Here is a 12,809-nt window from a genome sequence, read left to right as displayed (position 1 = left end):
CAATTAAAAAACACCTTATTTGGTCTTACCCATAAAGGTGTTCTTCAATTACTTATTCTTCAGTATACAAAATTTTTTCAATCTCAGCCACAGGAATAGGTCTACTAAAATGATAGCCTTGCATCAAATGACACTTCATCTTTTCTAATATTTCCTTTTGTTTATCCGTTTCTACCCCTTCAGCAATTACTTCTACCTTTAAACGTTTTCCTAGGGTGATAATGGTTTGTAGAATGGCCTTATATGCTGCATGATGTTCCATTTCTACTAAAAACTCCCTTGGAATCTTCAATTCTGTTATTGGCAACTTCGGTAGATAAGAAAGAGAGGAGTAACCTGTACCAAAATCATCAATCGATAGATTGACACCTAACTTTCTGATGGCTTCTAGTTTGGTTAATGTTTCATTCATATTGCTCATTGCCACTGCCTCAGTGATCTCTATGTTAAGTAGGTCTGGCTTAAGTTTTGTTTCATCTAAAACACGCTTAATCATTTCAACAAGATCAGCTGATTGAAACTGCTTCGGAGAAATATTAACAGAAACCCTTAGTTGCTCCCCCCACTGCTTTCCCTGTTTACACGTTTCTCTTAGCACCCATTCTCCAATTGGGATGATAAGGTCTGTATCTTCCGCTATGGAAATAAAATCACCGGGATACAATAATCCTAACTTAGGGTGCTGCCACCGAATTAATGCCTCCACACCATACATTCGATTTTCTAAAGTATGAAACTGTGGCTGGTAGTGTAATACCAATTCATTATTGTGAATGGCTTTACTAAGCTCACTCCCTAATAAAAACATATTTCTTGAATCGGACTCCATTTTCGGCTCAAAAATTTTGAATTGATTTTTCCCATTGTTTTTTGCTTGATACATCGCTAAGTCAGCCTTTTTCATTAGAGAAATAGCCGTTTCTGTGCTCCCAGGCTCAAAGATCGATATCCCAATACTCGGTGTGGCTAAAAACTCATAATCTCTTATTAAGTAAGGCTCACCTAATACACTGCAAACAGATTCAGCTAAGGTAACAATATCATCACGATTACCAATATTATTAAATAGTATCGAGAATTCATCACCACCTTGCCTTGCGATAATGGCTCGATCTCCGACACAATCCGTAAGACGCCTAGACATATCTACAAGTAACTCATCCCCTGCATCATGACCTAAAGTATCGTTAATATTTTTAAAACGGTCTAAATCAATATACATAACCGCTAACATCTTATTTTCATAAGTATTGTCTTTGATTTCCGAATCTAAAACGTTCTCGAACAAAGCTCTGTTAGGCAACCCTGTTAGGAGGTCATGATACGCCATAAAATTAATTCTATCTATACTTTCCTTTACTTCCGTAATATCTTTACCAATTCCATATATACCTTCAATCTTACTATTAACGACAATAGGCACAAGAGTGATAACTACAGAATAAACACTCCCGGTTGCACTGTTTAAAGTTACGTCGAATACCTGTGGTTCATTTTTAATTTTTGAAAAATGAGTTACCACTCGATTAAGGTCTTTTGGATCGATAAACTGATAAAAAGACTTTCCAACTAGCTGAACCGTTTCCATCCCAACAATATGGGCGCATGACGCATTGGCACTTTGAAAGGTCCCATTCAAGCGGAGCGAGAACACTGCATCTGGATGGTATTTAAATAGAGACATATACCGTTCTGTACTTATAGACAAGTTTTTATTGTTTTGTTCATATTTCAAAAGTAATCGGTTATTTTCTATAAGGATAAGAATAAGTCGAACAATGATTAAAAAAACGATAAAAGTCATACTTAACGTAAAAAGAGTAAATTCAATTTCTTCTATTTTATAAAACAGGAAGAGAAGTGCCAATAAGGAAGTATAGAGAATAATTAATCTCCATAACCCAACCTTTGAAGGGCTCTCTGTATCTGATTGCCGCTTTTCAACTGGCTTCTTATAAAAACTTGAAAATCCAACTAATAATAGAGCTAGCGTAAATAATGGATCAAGTAAGGTACCCGTCTCATATTTTTCTCGAAGCATCAAATAAACGTAACCAGAATCAGCAAGTACTTGAAACACTAAACCCAACAGAATATAAAATAAAGCATTCCTCTTACCAGAATTAGTGGAATCAAAATATAGTATCAGTGCACTAAATAATAAAATTAAATCTCCAATCGGATACCCGAGTGAAACGAAAAGGTAGAAACCTGTTACCTCTGGGTCAACAATCAAGCTTTTCATGATGAAATGATAGCTGAGTGTTGAGGCTGATACCATGAGAATAAGTACTTCAAACACCCACCGCAGTAACCGATGGATTGTATTCACTTTATAAAAGTAATAGCCTAGTGCAATTAAATAAAAAATAATTTGAAGCATATAAAAGATATCTGGAGATCCAGGATAAGGAACATGAACAAACAAGTAACTCTCATAGTACATCCACAGTATTTCGGCTAGAAAATAATTAAACGTTCCCAAACAAAGAAAGAGCCAGAAATAATCCCTTTTCCCCTGACTTCTTAAGAATCTAGTAAACAACCAGATACTAGCAATCATTGGTCCAATCGTGGAAATAAGATTTCTACTAACTACTATCAACCGAATAGTGGGATCTCCGAACAAGATAAGAATATAGTACAAAAGTATGTAACTCAAAATAAAAACGCCAATGGATTTCTGTTGTATTACCTTCATGTATTCACCCCTCTAGGCGTAAAGTCCTGCCTTTTATTATACTCTTAATAGAAGTTCTCTAGTAGGTTCAATATTAGATTTTTTAAATTTTGATCAGAAGTATTTACCAAAAATATAATACTTAGCTAAGAAAGGGGATTTATGGATAACTCTACTTTTGGGTAAACTATAGGTAAAGTGAATGAAGTGTGGTGAACTCATTGTTTTTAATCTTTGATTTTCTAAATCTCCCCATTTTGTATACGGTTTCTTTGGATGAAGTTATAGAGGTGGAGAAGAAATATTTTGAAACTCTTCGTGAATATTGGCGGGACCATAACTACTTAACCTTTGACTGGTGGCTACTCGTCCTATTAAGTATTTTATCGCCGATTGTTTGGTGGAAAACCGTTGATACAAAAAGGATTACCGAAATTACTGCTTTTGGTTTGTTTTACGGTGTTACGGCTATTATCTTAGATTCTATTGGAAGCAGCATGCTTGTTTGGGTATACCCAGTCCGTCTTACTCCTTACCTATATCCTCAATACTATCCTTATGATGTAGGAGTCGTGATCGTCCCATTTATGTATGTGTATCAACGGTGGGGAAATAGCATTAAATCGTTCCTTATAGCAACAGGACTTCTATCTGCATTTCTTGCTTTTGTTGCAGAACCAATAATGGAGTGGTTAGGTATTTATAAAGAATTAAAATGGGAAAATATATACTCATTTCCGATCTATTGGTTAATAGGCCTCATTTGTTGGGTTATTATTAAACGATTTAAAAAACTCGAAAGTAAATCATAAGAACCCCCTCTTAGGAGGGGGTTCTAGACAGTGAACCTTGTATTTAGCTTTATAATTCCTTTGTCATAAATACACTATTTGGATCTTCTTTGTAATCAGCAAAAGGATCACAATACGTAAACCCAAACATAACATACAATCTTTTGGCTGCTTCAAAAGCCTCCATTGAACCTGTTTCTAAGCTTAGTCTTTTATAGCCACGCTTCTTTGCTTCTGCAATAAGGTGTTCAAGCAACTGTCTTGCTACCCCTTTTCTCAAATGTTTGGAAGAGGTCTTCATTGACTTCACTTCCCCATGTTGAGGATCAAGCTCTTTCAGTGCGGCACATCCAAGTAACTCTGTCCCTTCCCACGCACTCCAAAACGTTATATCGGGTTGTCTCAGTTTTTCTAAATCAAGCGCATGAATACTTTCAGGTGGGGAATGTAAAGTCATGCTATGAAGATGATCACCTATTAATTCAGCAATCTCAGAACCTCTTAAATCATCAATTCTAATATCCATCTTTCTCACTCCCTATGCCTAATCTAAATCTCATTATCAACATTAAAGCATAAAAAAGGCCCTTCTTTAAGGGCTATTTCACTTCTCTTCATAAAAAAACCTACCTATTTGGCAGCTAATCATTTATATATAATATCATCTCTAAGTGACGCGACTTTAGTTAAAGCCGTATCGATGTCTTCTTCACTTACCCCAAAATGGGCAAGAGCATCGTGGAGATGCTTTGCAATTGCATCAAAGTGAGCTGGTTGCAGATTCATTCCTTGGTGGGCTTTTGCCATTGATTGCCCCGAATATTGATTTGGACCCCCTAAGGCAAAGCTGATAAATTTGGTTTGATGGCGTCGTTGTTTTTCCATATCAATATCTTTAAAAAAATGACTTACTGAATCATCCTTTAGAACCAACTCAGAATAAAAATAATCTACTACCTTTGCAATAGCCTCTTCTCCACCAACTTTTTCATAAAGTGTTTGTTCCATGAACACCCTCCTTTTTATTCCAACATAGGTATTTTCCATGTAATCTAACAAATTATTCATCAATGGTGATAGGTACTAACGCAGGAAAGACAAAGAAAAAACAAACCCACAAAAATAGTGAGTTTGCCTCCCAAATTAACTAAAGAATAAATCTAATATATTCGATGTTGAGGAAGAATGCTTATTATAAAACTCTGAGTAACCACAGTTTTTACAATACACGACAATGAACTGGTTATGCTGAATATCAAACATCTTCGATAAACCTGTTCCTGTCATAGCAACTTCCTTTTGTGCCGCATCACGGCTCCCACATTTCACACAGCCCTGTCCAGACATACTAAAACCCCTCTCTTTTGCCAGGTTATATTTATTGATACGATTAATTTGGCCTAAGGTTTCAGAAAAAGGATATTATTAAAAAAATGAAAACTTATTCGCTTTAAATAGTTACCTTTAACTCTTTCACGAATACAGCTTGACCTGTGATTTCAATATCATTATTAGAAACAGTTACTACTACCCGACCATCTTTATCTATTTCTTGGCCCTGTTCAACTATTAGTGTTAGAGGCTGTGTCGGGCGATTCTTTATGTATCTAGCATAATAAGCTCCCATTACTCCTGATCCAGTGCCCGTTACTGGGTCCTCAATCGTACCTGAAAATGGGGAGGAAAAATGCCGAGCATGCATATGTGCGTTTTGATCATAGGTTTCTAAGCAAAAAGGATGAACGGATGATGTAGGTAGGTCTTGTAAAACAGAAGGAAACATCTGATTATTGGGTTTCATTCTTTTAAATTCTGCTAATTTTTTTATAGGTACTAACAGAGTCCAAGTTCCGGTACTACCATATAAAATCGGAAGTTCAGTCTCAATATCATCTTCAGTCAATCCAATAGATGCAGCTAGCTCCTTCCTTGAACCTGTAAATTTCAAAAACTGTGGAGGTGCCTGTTTCATCGTTATGGAGATGTCTCCATTGGTTGAAGATTGAATACGTATCGGTAAAATGCCTGCCTTCGTTTCAATTGTTAATTCTTCTTTATCACCTAATAGACCCTTTGTTTTCAAGGCGTATATTGTTGCCATTGTTCCATGACCACATAAGTTCATTTCATGACCAGGAGTGAAATATCGAATTTGGAGATCCGCTTTATCTGAAAGGACTGGAAAAGAGGTTTCATTAAAACCAATTTCCAAGGCGATTTGTTGCATCTCCTCGGTAGAAAGGCCAGTTTCCATAACAACCCCCGCTGGATTCCCCTTATTTACTTCTTTACTAAAAACATCATAGTGAAATGCTATTATCTTCTTCAATTATATCCTCCTAACTTTTACTACTTAATTTGTACCATTCCATCTCCCCATTACTACGGTGTTATAATATTTCCCATCTGAGAGTAGCTTGTCATTCTTTAAAACTCCCTCACTTGTAAATCCGAACTTTTTATATAAATCAATAGCTTTAGAATTCGCTTCTAACACATGAAGAGTTATTTTCTTAATTCCACTTCTGTCTGCCCAACTGATAGACTCCTTTAATAAATTTTTTCCGATCCCATAACCCCAGAAATCCTTTAACACGCATACACCAAACTCTACTTTATGGGCTACTCTCTTTAAATAAGTACCTTCGCATCTAGAATATCCGACAATGCGACCATCTACCAAAGCTACTAAAAAGATGTTTCTGCTATTCTCTGAATCACTTTTTATTAGTTGCTTAAAACCAGTGATACTTATGAAACCCTCTCCCCTTTCTCTATCCATATATTCAGTTTCTCCATCTATCCGTGGCCTTAATTCCGACAAAGTCTCGGCATCCGATTCAATCGCTGACCTAATGGTATATGTTAGTCCATTCACATTGTATTCTTGGTGTTTTATTATCACGATTACCTTCCCCCTGTATATTATTACAAATACATCCTAATAATTGGTTTTTATTTAATATATTCTTAATATGTTATTAACTTCGTGTTAAACAGCATCTTATATAATGACTCTTGAAAGATATTTAAGGAGGATTGAATATGTTTTTAAAAAAGCTATCAGTTAATAAGTTAATTTCAATTGATTATTATTCAAACGGTTCCTTGAAAACAATTAAAGGGCGTGTCTACAAACTCGATCTACTAAAACAATCTCTTTTACTTAAAGATGAGACACACAAACCCTTTACTATTCAATTATCGGGCATCAGACATATTTATTAACTTCCACTACGAAACACCTTCTAAATGACTTAATCCTAGTGTTCACCATAGACCTTACTACCTCGACCTCTTCTTAGAAGAAAGTAGTGGAAGGTTAGCCCTTCCTCCTCTCACTTCCTTTTTCCAGTCTCAAATTTCATTACCCTTTCTCTTAGAAATTTGTAACATGGTATTAGCATTTGCTTAAAACTCATAGGTAACCTGAGCCTTCTTAGCCTCATAGCCACCATATGCCTCGTGCAATCATTTAACTCGTTTTGTTCGGAACCACCTATATCATGAAAACTTTTAGTTTCTTTCCACAATTAGGGAATGTTTTGCTTTTATTCTTAAGACAAGCTTTTTCATATTAAATTTCCATCGGTAATCCAACCTTTACCATAATATAGAAATGGCCACTATTCATCCCCTTGACGAACCTAATAATAAGCAAACGGTTTCTGTATCCAGTCTAATTGAACAATAAAATACTATAAGGAAAAATATACGGAGCATCCCTGTGAAGTTCCTTTTATTCTTTTTTTAGAAAATAGTTAACAGGAAATACTTTGATTCTTTCTCCAACTATACTCCACAAAAAAAACGCACGGTAAGCTAAGCTTTTCGTGCGTCTTATCTAGGACCAAAGATTTCTGCAGGCATACCGTAACGGCATCTAAAGTTACATCGATCTTTTACTGATATCTTTAAATCATGGAGAGGACGACTGAGTTGATCTGAAACATGTGCATTTGTGTTGGTCACTGTTCAATCCTCCAATCTCCAAAGTTTTTAACAATCATTATACTTATAAATTTAATTGGGAAACAAATTATGCACCAATAATACGTTCTTGATGTGTGTATACATTAAATCCATGACCACGAATAAATCCAACAGCTGTAATACCTAGTTCTTCAGCCAAATCAAGCGCTAGATTAGTAGGAGCTGATTTAGATAGTACAATTCCTACTCCAATTTTTGCTGCCTTTAACAATATTTCTGAAGAAATCCGCCCACTAAATACAATAATTTTATCCTTCAACGAAATCCGATTCATTAAGCAATAACCAAAGATTTTGTCTAAAGCATTGTGGCGGCCAATATCCGCCCGTGCAACTACGATCCCATCCTTTGTACACAAAGCCGAATTGTGAACACCGCCCGTTTGCTGAAAGTGTGATGAACTTTCTTGCATAAGCTTCATCAGCTTTTGACAGTCTTGGCCTGTAATGGTGGTCTTACTCAGCACCGTTTTTGCTGTTTTCATATCATTGTAAAAGTAAAACTGACGTCCTTTCCCACAGCATGAACCAATAAAACGTTTGGAGTGATGGTAGTTTTGCATTACCTTCTTGGTAACTAGCTCCACATATGCAAACCCTTTAGAGTCATCAATTGTTAATGATTTTATTTCATCATACCTTCGAATCACACCTTCTGAAGCTAAAAAACCAACAACAAGTTCTTCCATATCAGCAGGGGTACAGACCATGGTGGCAAATTCCTGACCATCTAACATTACCGTTAGAGGGAATTCAACAGCAATATCATCTTCTTCCTCAAAATAATCCTGTCCATCAAATCTCATGATACTCCTTGAGGTGGTCACTTCGTCAAATTCGTTTTCCATTTCTGCCCTCCTAAAAATCAGTTAACTTCTGTTTCTAAATCTGAAATTGATTTCTCAAGGTATTGTGTATCTTTACGTGCATTAAAGCGCTCTGCTTTCTCTACTATTACTGCAATATTATAATCTGGAATTCCAGCAAACTTTTCATATTTTCCTTTTGGCAATAAGAAGTTTCCTTCTGGGAAGTGAACACCTAGGTTACCAGGTGTGATGTCGGCATACTTCGCACGTCCTTGAAACACTCCATGCTTGTTGTAAACAACAATCCCTTCTCCATCTGAAATACGATGTAATCGAGCTTCCTCCCCATTAATCAAGACATCGTAACGGTCAGAACCATTTAAAGGATCCTTTTCGCTAAACACCATTGAGTTGAATTGCTTTCCACGACGGGTTGTTAAAAGAAATTGACCTTCTTTTTTACCCATATCAGGAATATCTACATTAATTAACGTTGCTTTACCATCCGGAGTTGGACAAATCCCATCTTCACAAAGCCATGCGCCACCCCATTGGAACACATCACCTTTTTTCTTCAGGTGTTGGATACCGTCGTAATTTGGATTCGCTAATGCGATTTCGTCTCGAATGGCCTGGGCATCTTTAAAATCTACCAGATGTGCCATAGTAGGATTTATCCGCTTTGCTAGATCAATATAGATTTTCCATTCTTCACGTGCTTCCATAATACGATTCTTGTTTCCTTCAATCTCTGGAGAGAAGTAGACCATTCTTTCCGTTGATGTTGACGTTCCGCCACCTTCTTGTTCATATCTTGTTTTAGCCGGTAAAACGATAACGGCTTCTTGTGCATCTACTAGAGTAGAAGTGTTTAGGATAATATCTTGGTGGACACGAATATCTAACTGAGATAATGCTTTCTCTACAAATATTGGATCAGGCATGGTTTCTAAGAAGTTCCCACCACTTAAATAATATAACTTTACCTTTCTTTCATGATCTTCTGGAAGCATAATATTTTCAAGAGTGACACCAACTATATCCCCTTGCCAACGGGGAAGGTTAAAGCCCCACAGCTTTTCAATACGATCTATATTCTCACCGTAAAAATCTCCACCCGGTAAGACAAATGGATCTGCACCCATTTCCCCAGAACCTTGTACAGAGGAGTGACCACGAAACGGCATTAAACCGGAGTGCTTGCGGCCTAGAAAACCGCGTAATAAAGCTAGATTAGCCACTTGGGAGATGTTGTCAGTTGCAAATGAATGCATCGTTAAACCAAGTGCCCATGCAAATACAGCATTTTTTGCTTTTGCTAAAATTACTGCAAGATCAATGATTCGTTCTTTTGTAACACCGGATGATTCTATGATATGTTCCCACGTTTGCTCTTGTACCTTTGCTTTTAATTCTTCATATCCATTCACATGTTCTTTTACAAACTGATGATTAATAGCAGAACCATGTTGCTTTGCTTCCATATCAAACCAGTGCTTCATAATCCCATGCATAAATGCAATGTCTCCACCGATGTTTACTTGATAAAAATCATCGGCTAGCTTGGTTCCAAATAGAGCTGATTCAGGATTGGAAGGTATCCAATAATTTTCCATTGCCGGCTCACGGTATGGATTAATAACAATAATTTTCGTCCCCTTTTTCTTAGCTTCTAGCATGTATTTCGAAGATACCGGTGAAGCATTTGATGCCACACTACCCCAGAAAAGAAGAACATCCGTACCAATCCAATCTAAATAATTAGATGTGGATGCCCCTACACCAATTGAACGTTTTAACGCCGTTTTACTTGGAGAGTGACAAATTCGTGAAGCGTTATCGATATTATTCGCCCCTAAAAAGCGAGAAACTTTTGCTGCTACATAATAGTTTTCATTGGTGATTCCACGTGATGTTAAGTAGAAAGCATATTGCTTAGGATTTAGCCTTTTCATCTTTTCGGCAATCATATCCATTGCATCATCCCATGTAATACGTGAAAACTTACGCTCACCTTTGCGACGAATCATCGGATATGGGATACGGCCAAGTTTTCGAAGTTCCGTACTGTCATATTTTTTAAGTTCGTCAATATCAGCATGAAGAATCTCTGGTTTAATTGCTGGCATAGTATTTAGTCGCAGGACATTTAAACGGGTCGTACACAGATGTGGACCGGTTAAGGTTTGGTCATATAAGCCAGATACCCCAAGTGCACAGCCGTCACAAACTCCCTCTGTAATGATACGAGTTGCATAACCTAAATTGTCTTTATTATCGTAAGCTACCTTCATCGTATCGCGAATATGTTTCGGTTTAATCTTTCCTAATCCAAATGGAATGGGACTAACCCAGTACTTAGGTGCGGGTAATAAGGCTTTCTTTTGCGGTCCTGGATGTTTTGTTTTCCCCATAACTCTTTCCTCCATTACACTTTTTTCAAATAAAAAACCACCAGAAGAATTCTTCCTCTTTATTAGGACGAAAAACTTCAGGTGGTTAGTCTTTAACAGGTGCGCTGCCAAGTTCCAACAATACAAAACTGATTGTTATAGTTACGATTGATCAAATAGTAAATTTCTCTTCAATGTTATCTTCAAATACAAAGATCGACATACCAATATCTAACTCAATATCTATATCGACAAACACACGGACGAATTTCGTTCCAAGCAACTCTTCCATCTCTGTAGGATGATTTTTTTTATAAATCTCCTTCACCATTTCTGTGCGGGCAGCGCGGAGCATTTGACGACCATCTTCCGCTGTGGCAATGAATTTTTCAATAGGGGACAGATTCCCCTCCAGTTCACAGATGGCCCAGTTTTTTGAGAATTTGGTTCGGACTTTGCTTGGACCCTTTCCCATATGCTTTTTGCGATAGGCTCGAACTATATTGCTAAACTCGGCTTCGTACTTATTCACTCTTTTTCAACTCACTTACCTTTTTTTTCCTATCTTACACTAAATTTATTAGATGTTATACAGCCTTTTGGGATTCGCCTAACTTTCCAGCATTTTCTACTTTTAACCTTTTAATATCAAATCTTATTAAAATGGAAATTACTAACGCTACTACAAATAATCCTGAGAAAAATGTTAGACTTCCTGCATAGCTGCCCGTTGTATCCTTAATCCATGCTGCGAATAGTGGACCAACTAGACCAGCAGCAGCCCATGCTGTTAGGATATACCCGTGGATGGCTCCAAGTTGTTTTGTACCAAACAAGTCTCCGATATATGCTGGAATAGATGCAAAACCTCCGCCATAGCAAGTATAAACGACAATAAGCATGGCCATAAATAACCATTGAATGGATACTTGTGGTAAAAAATAGAACATGATTATTTGTAGAACAAAAAATGCTGTGTAGGTATTCGGACGTCCAATATAATCAGATAATGAAGCCCAACCAATTCGACCTAAGCCATTAAAGATACCGATTGCACCAACTAATGCGGCTGCAGCTGCCATGTCAATGCCGATGCTTTCCATTGCTAGTGGTTTCGCTACTGCTAAGATGGCTATGCCACAAGTTATGTTGATGAAAAGCATGAGCCACAGATACCAAAAACGCTTCGTTTTAACTGCCTCATTTGCCGTTAACTGTGATAATTCCGTTGCAGGCCTTGCTTTACCACTTTCAATTTTCGCTTTAAAACCTTCTGGTAACCAACCTTCAGCAGGCTTCTCTAAATATAATGAAGAAAGAGTCATAATAGCAAAATATGATAAACCTAAAATATAAAATGTGTTCGCTATACCTACAGATTCAATCAATGAGTTCATAATTGGACTTGAAATGGCTGCGGCAAAACCAAAACCCATGATCGCAAGTCCAGTTGCTAAACCTCTTCGATCAGGAAACCATTTTACTAAAGTGGAAACAGGTGCGATGTAACCAACTCCAAGTCCAATCCCACCAAGTGCTCCGTAAAACACATAAAGCATGTACTTTGAACCAATATCCACCGCTAAACCAGAACCCGTTATACCAATTCCAAAGAAAATAGCTGCTAGTAATCCTGCCTTTTTGGGACCATACTTTTCAACAAAGTGTCCCAAAAAGGCAGCTGAGAGACCTAAAAATAGGATAGCAATACTAAAAGTTAGTGCTACCTCTGAATCCGACCACCCAAACATGTCCTTTAAGGGAGCGGTAAAATTACTCCATGCATATACCGAACCAATGGAAATATGTATTCCAACTGCGGATAATGCAATAAGCCAACGATTTTTTGTTGTTTTCATTTGTTTTCCCCCTAGATAGTCGCATAGATGCTCCAAAGAAAACAAAAAACCGTCGTAATTAATCCAATATTAGACTCCTATATAAGGAACCTTCATTGAATCATTACGACGGCTTGCCTTATACAGGAGCGCTGTTAAGTACCAACTGTCATAAAACGAAAAAAGAAATTCTTTAACCGATCAACAGGGTCGCTGTTTTCGTATTAAAGATTAATTGTCATAATTATTATTATTCACAAATATGTCACATATGACTATTTAAACTTATCACGAAAGCGCATCCAT

Annotated in this window: 13 protein-coding genes and 1 pseudogene; 3 read left to right on the top strand and 11 right to left on the bottom strand. The window is 37.0% G+C overall.

The window, feature by feature from the left end; all coding sequences use genetic code 11:
- Nucleotides 1–52 precede the first annotated feature (52 nt).
- The gene (locus BKO01S_RS12980; RefSeq protein WP_066054417.1) at nucleotides 53–2,701 is read right to left on the bottom strand and encodes a sensor domain-containing protein; all 2,649 of its coding nucleotides are present in this window, start codon (nucleotides 2,699–2,701) and stop codon (nucleotides 53–55) included.
- Nucleotides 2,702–2,889: 188 nt separating this feature from the next.
- Here BKO01S_RS12980 and BKO01S_RS12975 point away from each other — a divergent pair, with 188 nt between their 5' ends.
- The gene (locus BKO01S_RS12975) at nucleotides 2,890–3,492 is read left to right on the top strand and encodes a CBO0543 family protein (protein WP_157077366.1); all 603 of its coding nucleotides are present in this window, start codon (nucleotides 2,890–2,892) and stop codon (nucleotides 3,490–3,492) included.
- 49 nt (nucleotides 3,493–3,541) lie between these two features.
- On the opposite strand, the gene BKO01S_RS12970 is transcribed toward BKO01S_RS12975, so the two are convergent.
- The 5 genes from BKO01S_RS12970 to BKO01S_RS12950 all read right to left on the bottom strand — a co-directional run bounded on the left by BKO01S_RS12970 (nucleotide 3,542) and on the right by BKO01S_RS12950 (nucleotide 6,376).
- On the bottom strand, nucleotides 3,542–3,997 hold the full coding sequence (locus BKO01S_RS12970) for a GNAT family N-acetyltransferase (RefSeq protein ID WP_066054413.1): 456 nt from the start codon (nucleotides 3,995–3,997) through the stop codon (nucleotides 3,542–3,544).
- A 119-nt stretch (nucleotides 3,998–4,116) separates the two neighbouring features.
- Nucleotides 4,117–4,479 carry a group I truncated hemoglobin gene (locus BKO01S_RS12965; protein ID WP_066054412.1) on the bottom strand — a complete coding sequence of 121 codons (363 nt, stop codon included), beginning with the start codon at nucleotides 4,477–4,479 and terminating at the stop codon, nucleotides 4,117–4,119.
- Between the two features lie 135 nt (nucleotides 4,480–4,614).
- Entirely contained in the window at nucleotides 4,615–4,818 is a 204-nt protein-coding gene (locus BKO01S_RS12960) for a zinc ribbon domain-containing protein (RefSeq protein WP_066054409.1), read from the bottom strand.
- A 103-nt stretch (nucleotides 4,819–4,921) separates the two neighbouring features.
- A complete protein-coding gene (locus BKO01S_RS12955) occupies nucleotides 4,922–5,800 on the bottom strand; it encodes a PhzF family phenazine biosynthesis protein (RefSeq protein ID WP_066054407.1) in 879 nt (292 codons plus the stop codon).
- A 24-nt stretch (nucleotides 5,801–5,824) separates the two neighbouring features.
- The gene (locus BKO01S_RS12950; RefSeq protein ID WP_066054405.1) at nucleotides 5,825–6,376 is read right to left on the bottom strand and encodes a GNAT family N-acetyltransferase; all 552 of its coding nucleotides are present in this window, start codon (nucleotides 6,374–6,376) and stop codon (nucleotides 5,825–5,827) included.
- Nucleotides 6,377–6,516: 140 nt separating this feature from the next.
- Here BKO01S_RS12950 and BKO01S_RS12945 point away from each other — a divergent pair, with 140 nt between their 5' ends.
- Nucleotides 6,517–6,699 (top strand): YolD-like family protein, encoded by a 183-nt coding sequence (locus BKO01S_RS12945; protein WP_066054400.1) that lies wholly within the window; start codon nucleotides 6,517–6,519, stop codon nucleotides 6,697–6,699.
- A 391-nt stretch (nucleotides 6,700–7,090) separates the two neighbouring features.
- Nucleotides 7,091–7,165, top strand: a complete 75-nt coding sequence (locus BKO01S_RS25215) for a small, acid-soluble spore protein, H family (RefSeq protein ID WP_157077370.1) — start codon at nucleotides 7,091–7,093, stop codon at nucleotides 7,163–7,165.
- A gap of 152 nt (nucleotides 7,166–7,317) precedes the next feature.
- On the opposite strand, the pseudogene BKO01S_RS24400 reads toward BKO01S_RS25215, so the two are convergent.
- The 5 genes and pseudogenes from BKO01S_RS24400 to BKO01S_RS12925 form a co-directional block, all read right to left on the bottom strand.
- Nucleotides 7,318–7,443, bottom strand: a pseudogene (locus BKO01S_RS24400) (GTP 3',8-cyclase MoaA); the annotation flags it as partial.
- Between the two features lie 67 nt (nucleotides 7,444–7,510).
- The gene (fdhD, locus tag BKO01S_RS12940) at nucleotides 7,511–8,311 is read right to left on the bottom strand and encodes a formate dehydrogenase accessory sulfurtransferase FdhD (RefSeq protein ID WP_066054398.1); all 801 of its coding nucleotides are present in this window, start codon (nucleotides 8,309–8,311) and stop codon (nucleotides 7,511–7,513) included.
- Between the two features lie 17 nt (nucleotides 8,312–8,328).
- The gene (locus tag BKO01S_RS12935; protein WP_066054395.1) at nucleotides 8,329–10,686 is read right to left on the bottom strand and encodes an FdhF/YdeP family oxidoreductase; all 2,358 of its coding nucleotides are present in this window, start codon (nucleotides 10,684–10,686) and stop codon (nucleotides 8,329–8,331) included.
- 151 nt (nucleotides 10,687–10,837) lie between these two features.
- Nucleotides 10,838–11,197, bottom strand: coding sequence for a Na-translocating system protein MpsC family protein (locus BKO01S_RS12930; RefSeq protein WP_066054392.1), 360 nt, complete (start codon nucleotides 11,195–11,197; stop codon nucleotides 10,838–10,840).
- 55 nt (nucleotides 11,198–11,252) lie between these two features.
- Nucleotides 11,253–12,524: an L-lactate MFS transporter gene (locus BKO01S_RS12925; protein WP_066054390.1), complete on the bottom strand. Its 1,272-nt coding sequence runs from the start codon at nucleotides 12,522–12,524 to the stop codon at nucleotides 11,253–11,255.
- Nucleotides 12,525–12,809 lie beyond the last annotated feature (285 nt).

It is taken from the genome of Robertmurraya korlensis NBRC 107688 (assembly GCF_001591645.1).
Classification (GTDB): Bacteria; Bacillota; Bacilli; order Bacillales; family Cytobacillaceae; genus Robertmurraya_A.
This window is presented reverse-complemented; position numbering and strand designations above follow the sequence as displayed.